General features: G+C 52.5%; 15 protein-coding genes and 1 tRNA gene. 12 read left to right on the top strand and 4 right to left on the bottom strand.

Annotated elements, in window-relative coordinates:
- Window positions 1-313: 313 nt before the first annotated feature.
- Window positions 314-673: a DUF4870 family protein gene (locus ACXAF9_RS08625; protein ID WP_475072939.1), complete on the top strand. Its 360-nt coding sequence runs from the start codon at window positions 314-316 to the stop codon at window positions 671-673.
- A gap of 133 nt (window positions 674-806) precedes the next feature.
- Here the strand turns inward: ACXAF9_RS08625 and ACXAF9_RS08630 are convergent.
- The 4 genes from ACXAF9_RS08630 to ACXAF9_RS08645 all read right to left on the bottom strand — a co-directional run bounded on the left by ACXAF9_RS08630 (window position 807) and on the right by ACXAF9_RS08645 (window position 4482).
- Window positions 807-882, bottom strand: a tRNA-Phe gene (locus ACXAF9_RS08630).
- Window positions 883-945: 63 nt separating this feature from the next.
- Window positions 946-1224 carry an oxidative damage protection protein gene (locus tag ACXAF9_RS08635; RefSeq protein WP_475072941.1) on the bottom strand — a complete coding sequence of 93 codons (279 nt, stop codon included), beginning with the start codon at window positions 1222-1224 and terminating at the stop codon, window positions 946-948.
- An 18-nt stretch (window positions 1225-1242) separates the two neighbouring features.
- Window positions 1243-2301, bottom strand: coding sequence for an A/G-specific adenine glycosylase (mutY, locus tag ACXAF9_RS08640; protein ID WP_475072944.1), 1059 nt, complete (start codon window positions 2299-2301; stop codon window positions 1243-1245).
- A gap of 6 nt (window positions 2302-2307) precedes the next feature.
- A complete protein-coding gene (locus tag ACXAF9_RS08645; RefSeq protein WP_475072946.1) occupies window positions 2308-4482 on the bottom strand; it encodes an AsmA family protein in 2175 nt (724 codons plus the stop codon).
- A gap of 244 nt (window positions 4483-4726) precedes the next feature.
- Here ACXAF9_RS08645 and hisB point away from each other — a divergent pair, with 244 nt between their 5' ends.
- The 11 genes from hisB to ACXAF9_RS08700 all read left to right on the top strand — a co-directional run bounded on the left by hisB (window position 4727) and on the right by ACXAF9_RS08700 (window position 17760).
- Complete coding sequence (hisB, locus tag ACXAF9_RS08650; RefSeq protein ID WP_475072949.1) at window positions 4727-5320, top strand: imidazoleglycerol-phosphate dehydratase HisB; 594 nt, start codon at window positions 4727-4729, stop codon at window positions 5318-5320.
- A complete protein-coding gene (gene hisH, locus ACXAF9_RS08655) occupies window positions 5321-5968 on the top strand; it encodes an imidazole glycerol phosphate synthase subunit HisH (RefSeq protein ID WP_475072951.1) in 648 nt (215 codons plus the stop codon).
- Between the two features lie 31 nt (window positions 5969-5999).
- Window positions 6000-6770, top strand: coding sequence for an imidazole glycerol phosphate synthase subunit HisF (gene hisF, locus ACXAF9_RS08660; RefSeq protein ID WP_475072953.1), 771 nt, complete (start codon window positions 6000-6002; stop codon window positions 6768-6770).
- A gap of 21 nt (window positions 6771-6791) precedes the next feature.
- Window positions 6792-7850: an efflux RND transporter periplasmic adaptor subunit gene (locus tag ACXAF9_RS08665; protein ID WP_475072956.1), complete on the top strand. Its 1059-nt coding sequence runs from the start codon at window positions 6792-6794 to the stop codon at window positions 7848-7850.
- A 1-nt stretch (window position 7851) separates the two neighbouring features.
- Window positions 7852-10941: an efflux RND transporter permease subunit gene (locus tag ACXAF9_RS08670; protein WP_475072959.1), complete on the top strand. Its 3090-nt coding sequence runs from the start codon at window positions 7852-7854 to the stop codon at window positions 10939-10941.
- 188 nt (window positions 10942-11129) lie between these two features.
- Window positions 11130-12140: a porphobilinogen synthase gene (gene hemB, locus ACXAF9_RS08675; RefSeq protein WP_475072961.1), complete on the top strand. Its 1011-nt coding sequence runs from the start codon at window positions 11130-11132 to the stop codon at window positions 12138-12140.
- A 134-nt stretch (window positions 12141-12274) separates the two neighbouring features.
- A complete protein-coding gene (gene ppk1, locus ACXAF9_RS08680; protein WP_475073413.1) occupies window positions 12275-14437 on the top strand; it encodes a polyphosphate kinase 1 in 2163 nt (720 codons plus the stop codon).
- A gap of 256 nt (window positions 14438-14693) precedes the next feature.
- Complete coding sequence (locus tag ACXAF9_RS08685) at window positions 14694-15470, top strand: ABC transporter ATP-binding protein (protein ID WP_475072963.1); 777 nt, start codon at window positions 14694-14696, stop codon at window positions 15468-15470.
- 44 nt (window positions 15471-15514) lie between these two features.
- Window positions 15515-16279 carry an ABC transporter substrate-binding protein gene (locus ACXAF9_RS08690; protein WP_475072966.1) on the top strand — a complete coding sequence of 255 codons (765 nt, stop codon included), beginning with the start codon at window positions 15515-15517 and terminating at the stop codon, window positions 16277-16279.
- A 63-nt stretch (window positions 16280-16342) separates the two neighbouring features.
- The gene (locus ACXAF9_RS08695; protein WP_475072969.1) at window positions 16343-17038 is read left to right on the top strand and encodes an ABC transporter permease; all 696 of its coding nucleotides are present in this window, start codon (window positions 16343-16345) and stop codon (window positions 17036-17038) included.
- Entirely contained in the window at window positions 17035-17760 is a 726-nt protein-coding gene (locus tag ACXAF9_RS08700; protein WP_475072971.1) for an ABC transporter permease, read from the top strand. The genes ACXAF9_RS08695 and ACXAF9_RS08700 overlap by 4 nt, the downstream gene beginning before the upstream one ends.
- The last annotated feature ends 13 nt before the right edge of the window (window positions 17761-17773 follow it).

The following is a 17773-nucleotide window of genomic DNA, read 5'->3' on the forward strand; positions in this document are numbered from 1 at the left end:
TGGCAGTGTATTTGATCGGGTTATTGGAAAGAAGAGAAATGAACGCACAGAGCCTGAGTTTGGTCCGTGCGTAAAGGGTGTTTTTCAGGGGCGACTATTTATCCAAACCCTATACGTTTCTATGATGAGAATGGTAATGATAACTCTGCAATGTCATATTACATGTGTCTAATGCCAAGTGGGGAAGTTAAAGTGTGTTATCAAAAAGATAATGGACAATAATGTTCCTATTCAAAAGCAGCTTTTATATCATGTACCCACTAGGCTAGCGCCTTTGTGTAACCCTAACACCCTATACAATCAAGGATTGATCATGACCGGACAAACTTCACCTATCGTTAACACCTCCAATGAGCAGGGCAATGCTAAGCTCGTTTACATCTTGTATCTCGCGGGTCTCATCATTGGTATCACTGGCGTGGTTGGCGTCATCATGGCGTACATTAATAAAAGCGATGCGCCAGAGTGGCTGCAAAGTCACTACCGCTTTCAGATTCGTACGTTCTGGATCGGCTTTTTGTACTTAGTGATCGGCAGCATTTTATCCATGGTTTTTGTTGGATTCTTTGTTTTGCTGTTTTGGGCTGTGTGGTTGATCGTTCGCTGTGTGAAAGGGATGAAATCACTGGACAAGAACGAAGCGCATCCAAACCCTACCGGTTGGTTCTTCTAAGCGTTTTGTGATCTTTAAGAAGGGCTGTGATGGCCCTTTTTTGTGCGCGTTTTTTGGCACATATCTGCGATAAGGCTATGGGATAGATACAAAAAAGCCCCGCGATGAGCGAGGCTTAAATAAGATCTTGAGATGGTGCCCAGAGGCGGAATCGAACCACCGACACGGGGATTTTCAATCCCCTGCTCTACCGACTGAGCTATCTGGGCAACTCAAGAGGCGCATATTAAATCGCGCTAAGCGCTTTGTGTCAACGCTTAAATCGTAAAAAATTACGATTTTTCAGATGGCGGTACATAACCTTCGGCTTTCAGGTAGTCTTCGCCATCCATAAACTTTTCCATCTCTTCGGCCAGCACTTTACGCGTGGCTGGGTCCATCAGGTTCATGTGCTTCTCGTTGATGATCAGCGTTTGGTGCTCCAACCAAGCGGCCCACGCTTTTTTAGAGACGGTGTCGTAAATCTCTTGACCTTTCGGGCCTGGATAGGGTGGTTTGTCCAAACCTTCCAGTTCCTCTTTGTATTTGCGGCACATGACGGTGTGAGTCATGGAGTCTCTCCTGTTTTATTAGCCTTTGTGGCCGGTGTGTTCTTCAAGTAGGCGCTTAACCGGTGCAGCCAGCCCCACATTGTCAGGTTGGTGTATGTTATACCAAAGCGCGTCCCTATCGGTCACGAATTCACGGTTCCCGATATGGAGTTTAACGGGGGTAATATCAAGGTGGTAATGGCTAAACGTATGGCGAAGCGGCGGTAATACCTGTTGCTTTGTGTCGTTTAGCTCCCAACCGGTTTCTTGTTCAATGTCCCGCAAATCCTGCACTTCGGGCAGGCTATATAAGCCGCCCCAAATCCCCGTTTGGGGTCTTTGCATCAGCAATGTAGCGCCGTCTGTGTTTTGCAGCATCAGCATGTACACCTGTTTTACAGGTTTCTCTTTTTTAGGCTTGGGGTGCGGGTAGCGCGTTGGGTCGCCTTGCTGTAAGCCTTGGCAGCCGCTCATCAGGGGGCATAGCAAGCAGCTGGGTTTAGAGCGAGTACACAGTGTCGCCCCTAAGTCCATCATCGCCTGTGTGTAATCACCCACCCGTGTGTACGGCGTGTTTCGTTCGGCATAAAACCAGAGTTTCTCTTGGTTGGCGGTGGTCCCCGGCCAGCCTTCTACAGCATAGAAACGCGCCAATACACGCTTAACGTTGCCATCCAGTATGGCGGCTCGCTTACCGGTCGAGATCGATAAAACCGCCCCTGCGGTAGAGCGGCCAATGCCTGGCAAGGCTTCTAAGCCCTCGACGGATTCTGGAAAGCGATCATCCATCTCCTGATGCACGATCTGTGCGGTTTTGTGCAGGTTACGAGCGCGCGCGTAGTAGCCAAGCCCGGTCCAGTAATGGAGTACCTCGTCTTGTTGCGCACGTGCGAGTGTCCCCACATCGGGGAATCGCTCTATAAAACGCTCAAAGTAGGGGATCACCGTGGTGACTTGGGTCTGCTGGAGCATGATCTCCGAGATCCAAGTGTGGTAAGTGGTCTTGTTTTTTTGCCAAGGCAAATTATGACGGCCGTGCTGATCAAACCAATCAAGCACGGCCGTGTGGAACGCCTCAGGCGTGTAGGTACGGGTCATTCTTTTTTAAAACAGTTTATCCAACAAACCTTTAACGGCTTCATCATCGCCCAGTTTGTCTTTGATTTTATCTTCAACTTTTTCCTTAACCTTGGATTTTACCTCTTCCTTGGCTTTTTCTTTAAGGGCTTTTTCGACCATATCTTGCATCGCCTCGACATCGGGCTTGCAGAGCTCGGCAGGGGCTGTGTCGAAGCTGCCTTTACAGCGCACCGGCCAAGTAACACCTTCGAGCTTGTTGTTGATCGAACAGGTTTTGTTAAACAAGTTATCCTGAATCACTAACCCTAAGCGGTAATCCAGTGAGCTGGCCGGAAGACTAGCAGTACCTTTACCGGAGACGTTCATCGCATCCAAGTCTACGCTTAAGTCGTTGTTGGAGATCACGCCGTTTTTCACGTTAAAGTGGCCCGTCATCTTCGCAAATGGGGTCGATCCATCCACTGTCGCGGCCGTGGTTAATTTACCCAAAGCGCTCACGTTGTTGATGGTTTGGCACATTTGCTGGGCCATATCGATCCCTTGGATGACGCCATCGGTTAGGGTCAGGTCGATGGTGCCGTTTAGGCTGCTCATGATCGCTTCTTGGCTGATGCCGCTCGCCGTAATACTGGCTTTGGTGGCTAAAGCACCGGTTAACGGGGCCGATCCGTTCAGTTTCGTGAGCAGCTCGCCCAACTGCAAGCCTTGGATGGTTTTGTTCACGCTCAGTTTTGGCGTGTTTCCGGTGACGTTAAGGGTCGCGTTGCTATTGATGGCACCGCCGAGGACCTTCACATTCGCTTTCTCAAGTTTGATGACACCGCCGCTGGCATTCAGCTGGGTATCGAGTTGCTTCATCGAGATCGCTTTGGCCGTGATTTCATTAAAGGCCAATGCCACGTTCATGTTCAGGCCGCGTAAGGTATCAAGAGGCAGTGCATCGTTATTGGCTTTGGCGGTTCCACTCTCGCCGCTGGTAACCGCTTTGGCTTGTCCGGCTGAGTCGGTTTCAGGCGGCAGGTAGCGATCAAGGTTGATATGGTTGCCGCTCAGTTTGGCGCTGATGCGTCCATCGCTTAATCGGTAACCCGCATGGCCGGTTAGCGTGCTGTCATCCACCTGAACACTGATGTTTTCAGCACGGATGGCGTTTAAGTCACCTGCAATGCTCGTGGTGAGCTGTACTTTATTCAGCGCCGAGCTGTCGGTCGCAGCATAAATCGGCAGGCCAAGCTCTTCTAGGACGGAGTTCACCGCAAAGCTATTTGTGTTTAATTGCCCTTCCACTTGGGTGGCATCGCTGTTCAGGCCATTAACGGTGATGTGACCGTTCAATGCTACGTTGGTGATCCCCGCGTTAATGTTATCCACCGCGACTTTGCCTTCGGCCAGATTGGCGGTGATGTCAGATTCCAGAGCAAACTTAATCAGCTTGTCGGCATGCACGGTCAGGTTTGCTTTAAGGTCGCTGGCCTGATATTGCTGATCGTTCATGTTCAGCGTGAGGTCGGTCGCGGCATCAATATCAACGGTTTGCACGACTTGATCACCTTGGCTTTGGATCAAGCTGGCCGTCAGCGATACTGGGAAGGGCGTGTCTTGCTGGATCTCGCCACTTTGGATGTTCAAATCCTTCAGTTCAATGCTTTGACCGTTGCTTTCATCACGGTACAGCAGGTGGCTATTCACCAGTGCGATGCTCTCGATGTTGAAGGAGACGGCTTTGTTCTCGGTGCCTTGGTCACCGTTTTCTGGGCTGTCGCTGGATGTCTCTGGCGTTGTGCTTGACTGGGCGGAGGTGTCCGTTGGTGGGATCTGCTCCCAGTTACCTTGGCCGTTTGCGTTTTTGATCAGGGACAGGTCAAGACCATCAATCTCGATCTTGTTCATCTCGACCTTGCCGGACAGCAGCGCAGGCAGGTTCAGCGATAACGAGGCGCTGTTCAGGGTGCCAAGGTCCGGTTGTCCTTCAAAGCGTGCATCCAAACTTTCGATGCTAAAGCCCAACGTCGGGAAGACCGACCAGCTAATATCGCCTTTGATGTCCAGATCGATACCGGCTTTTTCCAGGGCGATCTTTTCGATGTCGTCTTTATAGTCGTTGGGGTTAAACAAGGCGGTAATGGTGCCCAATGCGATCGCCAATAAAATCACTAAAGCCACAACCACGATCAAGATGCGTTTGATCACTGTTCCCATGATGGTTCCTTATTTTGAATATTCTGGCGTCCAGCCACTGCCTGCTGTATCCAGTTTGTGCCAATGTGAATCAATGCCCTACAGAATGCCACAGCAAGGTGAACATCGCATGAAGTCTTTTACTGAGTCCTGTTGGTTTTCGCTTTAGTTCCGGTGCGGTTGTGAATTTACGACTGGGTACGGTGCATCTGGGCGGGTCTGGCGATATAATGACCGCTTTCTGTTTTTGTCATCGGAGTAGAGCATGTCACAGCGCACAGCCACCGTCAGTCGGGAAACGCTGGAAACCCAGATCAGTGTGTCCATCAACCTAGATGGAACCGGTCAGTTTAAAGCCGATACCGGAGTGCCGTTTCTTGAGCATATGATGGATCAAATCGCGCGCCATGGCATGATCGATCTGGATGTGACCTGCAAAGGCGATCTGCACATCGATGATCACCACACAGTAGAAGACATCGGCATCACGTTGGGCCAAGCCTTTAAGCAAGCGGTTGGCGATAAAAAAGGGATCGTACGATACGGTCACTCTTATGTGCCGTTGGATGAAGCCCTGTCCCGTGTTGTGATCGACTTTTCCGGTCGTCCAGGCTTGAGCTTTAACTGCGAATTTACCCGCGCCAACATCGGCCGCCTAGATACCCAGCTGTTTTGGGAGTTCTTCCAAGGGTTTGTGAACCACGCGGGCGTCACGCTGCACATCGATAACATTAAGGGCTTTAACGCCCACCACCAAGCTGAAACCATCTTTAAAGCGTTTGGTCGCGCACTGCGGATGGCGTTGGAGATGGACCCACGCGCTGCTGGCATGATGCCATCCACCAAAGGGGTTCTGTAAATGAGCAGCATTGCTGTTATCGATTATGGCATGGGTAACCTGCACTCGGTGGCCAAAGCGCTAGAGCACGTACAGCCAGGTGTCGAGGTCTGGGTCACTAACGATCCGAAAAAAGTGGCCGAAGCCGACCGTGTGCTTTTGCCCGGTGTCGGTGCCATTCGTGATTGCATGGACGAGATCCTAAAGCAGAACGTCGATAAAGAGGTAGCACAAGCGATCCGCTCGGGGCGTCCTTTCTTAGGCATCTGTGTGGGCTACCAAGCCTTGATGAGCCGCTCTGAAGAGAACGGCGGTGTGGATTGCCTAGATGAGTTTGCCGGGGAGGTGAAGTTTTTCGGCAATGATCATAAAGATCACAATGGCGATCGACTCAAAGTGCCGCACATGGGCTGGAACCAAGTGGCGCAAACCATCGACCATCCGCTTTGGCACAACATTGATGATCAAACACGCTTCTATTTTGTCCACAGCTACTACGTGAATGTGGCCGACCGCAATTTGGTGGCTGGTACCTGCGAGTACGGCAATCAGTTTGATGTGGCGCTGAGCCAAAACAACGTCTTTGCGGTGCAGTTTCACCCGGAAAAAAGCCACACCGCGGGTCTTCAACTGTTGAAAAACTTCCTGAACTGGGATGGCAAGCCGTAAGCGCTGGCTAAGCTTTGGAGTGAGAGTATAAATGGCACTGGCAAAACGCATTATCCCTTGTTTGGATGTTGAAAACGGTCGCGTTGTTAAAGGCGTTAAATTCTTAGATATTCGTGACGCAGGCGACCCGGTCGAGGTAGCAAAACGCTACGACGAGCAAGGCGCCGACGAGATCACCTTTCTGGACATCACCGCGACCCACGAAGGGCGTGACACCATGGTGCATACGGTTGAGCGTATGGCATCCCAAGTGTTTATCCCGCTGACCGTTGGCGGTGGTATTCGCACCTGTGACGATATTCGCACCATGCTCAACGCCGGTGCCGATAAAGTCTCGATCAACAGCGCTGCGGTGTTTAACCCAGAATTTGTTCGCGAAGCGGCTGCACGCTTTGGCTCGCAATGCATCGTGGTGGCCATTGATGCGAAGAAGGTCTCCGCTGAAGGTGAGCCGAACCGTTGGGAGATCTTTACCCACGGTGGTCGCAAGCCAACAGGTCTGGATGCCATTGAGTGGGCCAAGAAAATGGTCGACTATGGCGCAGGCGAGATTCTGCTGACCTCGATGGATCAGGATGGCGTAAAAAACGGGTACGACTTAGGCGTCACGCGCGCAATTTCAGACGCGGTGCATGTTCCTGTGATCGCCTCGGGCGGTGTTGGGAACTTAGATCACCTGGTCGAGGGCGTCACCCAAGGGGGAGCAGATGCGGTGTTAGCGGCTTCCATCTTCCACTTTAACGAGTATACGATCCCAGAAGCCAAGGCCTATATGAAATCTAAGGGCATCGAAATTCGATAATCAATTAGGGTCAAGGACGACATGAACAACACCAAGGATTTGCTTCGACAGTTTCGATTCACCGCGCCGCAGGTTTTTGTGGCGCTGGTCATCTCTTCTTTTATGGTGCTGCCGGCCCTGGCCGCAACCCGAGTCACCGTAAAATCACTTTCGTCTGTGGTCGATTACTCCGAGTTATCCGCACCGGCCTCTGTGGTGAACGAGCACCACATAACGGTGAGCTCCGAAATTACCGCAACGCTCGAGTCCTTGCCCGTTCAGGTGGGTAACACCGTGAAAGCGGGGGATCTACTCGCTGAGTTAGACTGCCGTGACTACTCCTTGTACCGCGAGCAAGCCCTGCAAAACTCCCGTGCGTTATCGAGCCAAGCGGGCTTGGCCAGCCAGCAACTTAAGCGGGCCAAAGCGTTGCAAAAATCCGGCAGTGTCTCGGTGGATGTGCTCAACCAGCGCCAAGCCGAAGTCAGCGCCTATTATGCGCAGCTTAAAGCCAGTAAAGCCGATTCAGCGCTGGCGGATTTAAATGTGGATCGCTGTAAAGTGACTGCGCCCTTTGATGGTGTGGTCACCGCGGTAATGACCGCCCCTGGGGCCTTGTTATCGCCGGGTGCGGCGGTCGTAAAATTGCTGGATTCCACAAAGGGCGAGGTAAAAGCCCAGCTGCAACCCGAGCAAGTCTTGATGCTGGAAAACAGCCAGTTTATCTCCTTTAACAGCGGTGGCCAGAAGTGGCCAACCGAGCTGCGTGCGGTGCTGCCGTTTATCGAATCCGCCGGTCGTACTCAAGAGGTGCGTCTCTCGTTCAAAGAGGGCGAAACACCGGCCATCAGCGGCATGATCGGGGAGCTGACCTGGCAATCTGCGCAGCCTATGATCCCCGCCATGTATACGGTCACCCGTGATGGCGAGATCGGCGTTATGTTAGCCGAGGGCGATACTGCACGGTTTGTGCCTATCCCGAATGCAAAACCGGGCCAACCTGTGCCTACCCGCTTACCCCCGAGTGCAAAGCTGATCGTCTCGGGTCAGTATGTGCTGAATCATGGTGATGAGATTCAGGTAGAAACGCAGGGGCAATAACGTGCTGACTCGACTGCTCAACAACCATGTTCTGGCCAACCTGACCTTTGTTTTGGTCTTGGTGATCGGTATCGCGGCGTATCAAATGCTGCCGCGCCAGCAAGACCCGACCATCAACTTTAACTGGATCGCCGTAACAACGGCGCTACCGGGTGCCTCCGCACAGGATGTTGAGCTGCGCGTTACCAACCCGCTTGAAGATGCGATCCGTACCGTTCAGGACATGCGTTTTGTCTCCTCGAACAGTCGTGAGGGCGTCTCCAGCATGTTGATCCGCTTTAATGACATTGATGAGCGCACTTTCGATAAACACGTGAGCGCCATCCGGCGTGAGCTACAAAACGCTGAATCCGAACTGCCCGAAGAAGCCACCGACCCTTGGATATTGGAGATTACCTCCGCCAATGCGTTCCCCAGCGTCATGCTGGCGGTGACCGCCGAATCAGAGGATGACAACCTTCGCCAGCAAGCCGAAATTGTTCGAAAAGACCTTGAGCGCATCGATGGGGTGGATCGGGTAGACACCATCGCTTTGGATGACCCCGAGCTTCAAGTGCGTTTAAGTTTGGATCAGATGCAAGCGCTGGGCTTATCCCCCACACAAGTGGCCGATTCGGTGGCGATGTGGTTTCGGGACATTTCGGCAGGCTCTGTCTCACTTGGGGATCAAAGCTGGTTAGTGCGATTAGAAGGGCGAAGTGATAGCCCAAATCAGGTGATGCAGATCCCGCTGGTCGGCACCTCCGGAGAGGTACGTCTTAGTCGCATTGCCGATGTGGTTCGCACCACCGAAAAGGCCCGCCAAAAAGCCCGTGTGGATGGTCGACCTGCCATCGTGATGGTGGTGATGAAAAAAGACAGCGCCAACACCTTAAAGTTGGTTGAGCGGGTGCGCGATTACATGGGCACTCGTAACCAAGTCGAGGCCAAAAGCGGCGTACGCCTAGAACTCTTAGATGACCAAACCGTACCCACGCGCCAAGCGATCTCCCTGATGCAAAACAACGCCATGATCGGCCTTTTATTGGTGCTGGTGGTGGCGTGGTTATTCTTGGGGTTCCGCATCGCTCTGTTAACCGCCATTGGTATCCCGTTTGTTTTGGCGGGCACCTTTTGGGTGCTCTGGATGATGGGTGAAACACTCAACGTTGTCGTGCTCTTGGGGGTGGTCATCGTCCTTGGGATGCTGGTGGACGATGCCGTTGTGGTGGTTGAGTCGATCTATCACCGCCTGCAACAGGGCATGTCGCCGATGAAAGCGGCGGTTGACTCACTTCAAGAGGTGGCGCAGCCGGTTGTCAGTGCCGTATTAACGACCATGGCGGCCTTTATGCCTTTGATGCTGCTGCCGGGTATTTTAGGTGACTTTATGGGGGTGATCCCCCTTGTGGTTACGGTAGCGCTTGCGATCTCGTTACTGGAGGCGTTTTGGATGCTGCCAGCGCACGTGTTGGTCGCGAATGTGAACTTCGAAAAGCCGGGCAAAATGCAGCTCTGGCGCCAGCGCACCACTGCTAAGATTCAACGTGCTTACATAAGGGCACTCTTAAAAACACTGCGTCGCCCGGTACTGACCTTGGTGAGCATCTTTGTTCTGTTCATTGGGGCGCTGGGTTTAATTGCGGCCGGTTTTATCAAGATGGACTTCTTTGCCGCCGATGCTAAGCGGGTGTTTTACATCAATGTTCAGATGCCGCCCGATACCACGCTGGATGGTACCTTGAAAAAGACCATGGAAGTCGAAGCACTGGCCAAGCGGCATTTGCGCTCCGATGATGCCTTGGCGGTCGCAAGCTACGCCGGGCAGATGTTTACCGACAAAGAGCCGTACTTTGGCGATCATTACGGCCAAGTGGTGGTCGGTCTTCAGCCTAAAACGGAAGGCAATCGCAGTGTGGATGAGCTGATGGAAGCCATGCGTGAGGACGTCACCTCGGTGATCGGCCCTGTGCGGGTATCCTTCCTGCGTTTGGCCGGTGGCCCGCCGGTATCGAAGCCGATCAGTGTGAAAGTGCGTGGTGATGATTACGAAGTGATTCGCCGTGCGGCCAATGATTTGCAAGCGGCAATGGAAAACGAGGCTGACATCATCGATATCTCCGATGATGCCGGTGCAGGCCGTATGTCACTGACGCTTAAGCCGGACTACACCGCCATCACCCAAGCGGGGATCAGCCCGCAAACCGTGTTGCGTACCGTGCAGTTGTTGGTGGATGGTGAAACCGTGGCCGACATGCAATCGCAAGGGCAAAAGTTAGAGGTTCGGGTTAAAGCGCAAGAGATTAAGTACGATCGCATCGATGAAATCGTTGAGTACCGTATCCCAGATGCGTATGGCCGAATGGTGCCGCTCAACTCTTTGGTCAGCATCGAGTTTGAATCCACTTTGGGGAATATTCGTCACTATAATTTTAGGCGGGCGATCACGGTCGAGGCCGACATCACCGACGGTGGGCGCGATACCGTGGCTGCAAACGACTGGATTTTGCAGTATTGGGACAGCGAGCTGAAAACCCGCTACCCATCGGTATCGCTCGACTTCTCGGGTGAGCTGGACGACATCAAAGAGAGCATGAACTACATCGCTTTGCTCTTCTTGTTTGGCGTGGGCGTGATGTATCTGATTTTGGGTACACAATTTACCAGCTACGTACAGCCTTTGATGATTCTCGCCACCGTGCCGATGGCTTTCACCGGCGTGGTGCTTGGGCTTTGGCTGACGCAAAACCCGCTGAGTCTTTACACCTTGTACGGTGTCGTTGCCCTTGCGGGCATCGCCGTGAACGCGGCGATTGTCTTGATCTCGGCGGCCAATCAGCGGATTCAATCGGGCATGAGTGTGCTGCACTCCACCGTGTACGCTTCGCGCCGTCGAGTGATTCCGATTTTGATCACCTCGATGACCACCATTGCCGGCTTGTTCTCGTTAGCAACAGGCCTTGGTGGGCGTTCCCTCATTTGGGGACCGGTGGCAACTTCCATTGTGGCGGGGTTAATCTTCTCGACCATCCTAACCCTGTTTGTGATCCCGGTGTTGTATCGCTTAGTAATGCGCAAACAAGAGCAGAGCCTACCGACGAAAGCACACTGATTCAGATCAACGCAGTGTTGCAATCCTGCACTAAAGGCGGGCGCTAAGGTCGGGACAGAGCTTAGGGCCTGCGGTACACTTCCTTTACTCTGTTTTATGACATCGCCTACACACTAATGGGCTTAATATGTGTCATAAAACTGTCACAGTGTTCGAGTCTAATGCTCGCCCAATAGAAGGATATTGCCGTGGCCTTTAACGATAGCCAACGTTTCTTCCCAGAGACCCGTATGCGGCGTATGCGCGCTGCGTCTTTCTCGCGTCGATTAATGCAGGAGTCGGTCTTAACGCCGGCCGACCTGATCTACCCTGTGTTTGTGATTGAAGGGCAGGGGCAGACCGAGCAAGTTGCGTCGATGCCGGGTGTCGAGCGCATGAGTATCGACCTGCTGGTGAAGGAAGCCAAGGAGCTGCACAGCCTAGGTGTTCCGGCCATGGCGCTGTTTCCTGTAACGCCAGCGAGCGTTAAATCCGAGTTTGCCGAAGAAGCCTACAACCCCGATGGGTTGGCGCAACGTGCGGTAAAAGCCATCAAAGATGCGTGCCCCGAGATGGGTGTGATCACCGATGTCGCACTGGACCCTTTCACGACTCACGGTCAAGACGGCATCATCGACGAGACAGGCTACGTACTGAATGACCGTACCGTCGAAACCTTGATCAAGCAGGCGCACTCCCACGCGGTGGCGGGTGCCGACATTGTTGCCCCGAGCGACATGATGGATGGCCGCATTGGGGGTATTCGTGATGTGCTGGAGGAAGAGGGCTTTATCAATACGCTGATCATGGCGTACTCCGCTAAGTATGCAAGCGCTTACTATGGTCCGTTTCGCGATGCGGTCGGCTCGGCGGGTAACTTGGGCAAAAGTAACAAGTTTAACTATCAAATGGACCCAGCCAACAGCGACGAAGCGTTGCACGAAGTAGGTCTGGATCTGGCCGAAGGGGCCGACATGGTGATGGTGAAACCCGGTATGCCGTATTTGGACATCGTTCGCCGTGTGAAAGAAGAATTTAAAGTACCGACCTTTGCTTATCAGGTCAGCGGCGAGTATGCGATGCATATGGCGGCTTTCCAGAACGGCTGGTTGGATGAAAAATCCGTCATGATGGAATCTTTACTGGCCTTTAAACGCGCAGGTTCAGACGGCATTTTGACCTATTTTGCGAAGCGTGCTGCACAGGTCTTAAACGGCTAAACTCAATGAGATGAGCTCCGTTTTTGCGACGTGTCGCATCGCTTTATGTGCGGTGATGAGGAGTACGCATGAATCAGGAGCTCAGCGAGATCAATCCCGATCTTTTGCAGGATGCAGGCACACAGGAGGCCATCATGAACGAGGTGTTATCAGAAGAGCAACTAGCCGCCCAGGCGTTGGTCGAAAGCCGTGAGATACTGCCTACGGTTGACCACCCCGTCGAGGTAGAGCCGGTTGACCTTAAAGCCCCCGAGCTTTACATCAACCGCGAGTTAAGCCATCTGCAGTTCAACGTTCGTGTGCTGGAACAAGCCCTTGATGAGCGCCATCCGCTGCTTGAGCGCTTGATGTTCCTCCTGATTTTCACCAGTAACTTGGATGAGTTTTTCGAGATCCGTGTGGCGGAGCAACTGCGCCAGCTCAAATACGGACGTGAAGTGGTGGGTCCGGATGCCATGTACCCGCGCAAGGTGCTCGAGAAGATCCGTGAGATCTGCGAGATTAACGTCGAGCGTCAGTACCGTATCCTCAACGAGATCATGTTTCCCGAGATGGAGCGCCAAGGGATTCACTTCCTACGCCGCCGTGATTGGACCAAAGAGCAACGCGCTTGGGTGCGTGATTACTTCGAAGAGAAAGTCGTTCCAGTGATCAGCCCTGTGGGGCTGGATCCCGCTCACCCATTCCCGCGCCTGATCAACAAATCGCTTAACTTTATTGTAGAGCTGGATGGCAAAGACGCGTTCGGTCGAGAAACTGGCCTTGCGATCATCCCGGCCCCTCGCTCCCTGCCGCGCTTAATTCGCATGCCGGATGAGCTCTGTGAGTCGGGTGATAACCTGATTTTCCTGAGCTCGATCATTCACGAGTTTGCGGATGAGCTCTTCCCGGGGATGTCGGTAAAAGGCTGTTATCAGTTCCGCATTACGCGAAACGCGGACTTAACGTTTGATTATGAAGAGATGGATGACCTTGCACGTACCTTGCGGGGTGAATTGCACTCGCGTAAATACGGCGATGCGGTACGTCTTGAGGCCGATAACCGCACACCGGTCGAGTTGATTGAATTCTTGATGAAAGAGTTCCACCTGAACGAAGAGCAGGTTTACCGAGTCGATGGCCCTGTGAATCTGACCCGCTTAATGGCAGTACGTGATTTGGTGAATCGTCCTGAGCTTCGTTGGCCGCCGTTTTCACCGGGAGTGCCGAACAAGCTGAAGAAAGGCAAAGATACCGATATTTTCCAAGCGCTGAAATCCAGTGATCAGCTCTTATTGCATCCGTTTCAGTCGTTTGCGCCTGTGGTCGATATGATCATGAAGGCCGCCAAAGACCCGGATGTGATCGCGATTAAGCAGACTCTGTATCGCACGGGGGATAAGTCCGACATCGTCAACGCGCTGGTGGAAGCGGCCCGGGCCGGTAAAGAGGTCACCGTCGTGATCGAGCTGCGTGCCCGTTTCGACGAGGAGAGTAACCTGCATCTGGCCAGTCGTCTTCAAGAGGCGGGTTGCTTGGTGGTGTACGGCGTAGTTGGCTACAAAACGCACGCGAAGCTGATCCTGATTGTGCGCCGCGAGGGCAATAAGCTGGTTCGCTACTGTCATCTGGGCACAGGCAACTACCACTCTGGCACAGCACGCCTTTACACCGATTACAGCTTCCTAACGGCGGATGATGAGATCGGGGAAGATGTCCACAAGGTCTTCCAGCAGTTGACCGGTATGGGCAAAATTCAGCGTCTTAAAAAGATCTTTAATGCGCCCTTTACCTTGCACGCCAAAATGATTGAGCTGGTGCAACGTGAAACCAAGTTGGCCAACAGCGGTAAACCTGGCCATATCATCATTAAGGTCAACGGTTTAACAGAACCGCGCATGATTCGGGCTTTGTACGAAGCATCGCAAGCGGGGGTGAAGGTCCAGCTGATCATCCGTGGGATGTGTCGTTTACGTCCGGGGCTTCCGGGCATCTCCGAAAACATCACAGTGCGCTCCATCATTGGTCGCTTCCTTGAGCACACAAGGGTGTGTTACTTCGGTAATAACGGCAAACCTGAGGTGTTCCTAGCCAGCGCCGACTGGATGGAACGAAATATGCTGCACCGTGTTGAAACCGGTTTTCCGGTATCGGGCAAGCTTGGCGATCGCATCAAAAATGAGCTTGATTACTACCTTGCGGATAATACGCAAAGCTGGATTTTGCAGGCCGATGGCAGTTATACACTCTTAACGGCGGCCGAAGGGGAGGCGCCAGTATCGGCGCAACAAACCCTGTTGAACGAGCACGCGAGCTAGTCAAAACCGGATAATTCGGTGCAAAATCACCGAAAATCAGACCCAAAAAGGAGCGTCAACGCTCCTTTTTTTGTTATCGCGACGTAAAGTTATTCGCCTCTGACATGCACGTTCCCGCTTAATGGGCGTTGTGTTTTTATTACAGATGAGGAAAATAGACCGTTGAGTCAATGTTTCCTATAAGAAAAATTGGGAAGTGTGGCGACATTCGTTGCTGATACGATCCGCAGTCAAGAGAGCAAAACGGAAAGCACATATGCCAAAACGTCAGGTTGCCCTGGAGCTTAACGATATTCATAAAGCCTACGGCCAGTTGGAGGTCTTAAAAGGGGTGTCGCTGACGGCACATGATGGAGATGTCATTTCGATTTTGGGCTCAAGTGGCTCGGGGAAAAGCACCTTGCTTCGCTGCATCAACCTGTTGGAGCAGCCAAAAAAGGGCGAAATCATCATCGGTGGTGAAGAGTTAGCACTCAAACCGGGTAAATCCGGTAATTTAGAAGCCGCCAACCGTAGCCAACTCGAATCGATGCGATCACGCATCGGGTTTGTCTTCCAAAGCTTCAACCTCTGGCCTCAGAAAACCATCCTGAATAACATCATCGAAGCACCCACCCAAGTACTTAAACTCCCCAAGGATCAGGCCATTTACCGTGCCGAAGAGTTGCTTAAGAAAGTGGGGCTCTATGAAAAGCGTCATGCCTACCCAGGAAACCTTTCTGGTGGTCAACAACAACGCATTGCCATTGCCCGAGCGCTGGCGATGGATCCGCAGGTACTCCTGTTTGATGAGCCAACCTCGGCTTTGGATCCTGAGCTTGTGAACGAAGTACTGAGTGTCATGAGAGAGCTGGCCGAGGAGGGGCGCACCATGTTAATCGTAACGCACGAAATGCGATTTGCACGGGAAGTGTCCAGCCAGGTCGTGTTCTTGCATCAAGGACAGATTGAAGAGATGGGACCTCCGGAACAGGTCTTTGACAATCCGACCTCCCAGCGTGTGCGCGACTTTATGTCGAGCCATCTGGGTTAACACTGAGCTCTAATAAACACGAACACAACAAAGAGAGATATAAGATGAGTATTCGTAAAGTCATCGCTGCAGCCACCTTAGTTGCTGGTACGTTCGCTGGTTCTCAGGCCGTGTCTGCCGACACGATCCGCATTGCAACCGAAGGTGCTTACGCGCCGTTCAACATGAAAAACGAGCAAGGCGAATTGATCGGTTTCGACGTAGAAATCGCTAAAGCGCTGTGCGAGCAGATGAAAGCCGACTGCACCATCGTAGAGCAAGATTGGGATGGTATGATCCCGGCACTGCGTGGTAAAAAGTTTGATGCGATCATCGCTTCTATGTCGATCACTGAAGAGCGTCTGCGTGCCATCGACTTTACCGATCCTTACTACACCAACGCTCTGGCGTTTGTGGCAGCAAAAGGCGTTGAGTTCGGCACCGACAAAGAGAGCCTGAAAGGCAAAACACTGGGTGCGCAGCGCGCTACCATCGCAGGTCAATACCTAGAAGACGAGCTGGGTGATGTGGTGACCGTTAAGCTGTACGACACTCAGGACAACGCTTACCTAGACCTAGCGTCTGGCCGTTTGGATGGTCTGGTATCCGATAAATTCCCAGCGTACGACTGGTTGCGTACCGATGATGGCGCTAAGTTCGAATTTAAAGGCGACACCATCAAAACCGAAACGGTGGATAAAATCGGCATCGCTATCCGCAAAGGTGATTCCGAGCTGAAAGAGAAATTCAACGAAGCGCTTAAAGCGATCGTTGAAAACGGCACTTACGAAAAGATCAACGCGAACTACTTCCCGTTCTCGATCTACTAAGTCGCCCAGAGGCCCCTTTTTCGAGGGGCCTTTCTATCTACATTACGATAACGAGAAACAACAGTGTTTGACTTACACGGCTTTGGACATCTGCTTTTAGCAGGCACCTGGGTCACGGTTAAGTTGGCGATTGTCAGCTTAATGGTGGGGTTGGTGTTCGGTCTTTTGGGGGCAGCCGCGAAACTCTCGAAGTTTCGAGTACTGCGTTGGATGGGTAATGCCTACACCACCTTGATTCGTGGTATTCCTGAGCTTCTGATTGTATTTGCGATCTACTTTGGTGGCTCGGCCATCTTTATGTGGGTCGCCAGTTGGTTTGGCTACGACGAATACATCGAAGTTGACCCCTTTGTTGCCGGTGTCATGGCACTGTCCATCGCTTTTGGTGCTTACGCGACCGAAGTGTTCCGTATGGCGATTCTGTCTATCCCTAAAGGGCAGTGGGAGTCGGCTTACGCGTTCGGTATGCCGCCGTTCAAAGCGTTTTACCGCATTATCCTGCCGCAGGTGTGGCGTGTGGCCATTCCAGGGCTCGGTAACCTCTTCCAAGTGTTGCTAAAAGATACGGCACTGGTGTCTGTGGTTGGCCTTCAGGATGTGATCCGTCAAGCCACAACGGCCATCAGCAGCACCAAAGAGCCCTTCACGTTTTATTTAGCGGCGGCCGTGATTTATCTGATCCTTACCGCCATCGCAACGGGCATTACCTTATGGATGGAGCGTCAATCAAATCCACAAGCGAGGTATAAAGCGTCATGAGTTGGGATTGGCAAGTCATCCTCGATTATTATCCCCGCTTGCTCGACGGTGCGTTACTGACACTGGAGCTGGTGGTGATCTCAGGCTTAGCGGGTGTGCTGTTGGCCATACCGCTGGCTTTGGCTAGAGCCTCCGATAAAAAATGGATCAGCCTTTTACCCTTTTGCTTTATCTACTTTTTTCGCGGTACGCCGCTGCTGATCCAGATCTTTTTGATCTATTTTGGCAGTGCGCAGTTTGATTGGGTTCGTGAATCCTCTCTTTGGCCGATTCTCAAAGAGCCTTATTGGTGTGCCATCATCGCCTTTACACTGAACACCGCCGCTTACAGTGCAGAGTTATTCCGCGGGGCGATCCAAGCCATCCCAAGAGGGGAGATCGAAGCCGCCGACGCCTTCGGCATGCCATGGTGGCTGAAAACCCGCCGCATCGTCTTGCCTCGCGCCTTTGGCATCGCGTTGCCGGCCTACGGTAACGAAGTGATTTTGATGCTTAAAAGCAGTGCACTGGCCTCGACCATCACGCTGTTAGACCTAACCGGCATGGCACGCACCATTCAGGCTCGTACTTACACGCCTGTCGAGCTATTCACTGCCGCTGGTGTTATCTACCTACTGATGGCCGCCGCCGTGATCATCCTGTTCCGCTTCTTGGAAAACCGCTTTAATCGGTATCAGTACTACAAGCCATCGGTGGACCCGCTTGGGGTGGAGAAGCAGTAACAAATAGCGTTAG

It is taken from the genome of Neptunomonas sp. ABH4_499, from assembly GCF_056160565.1.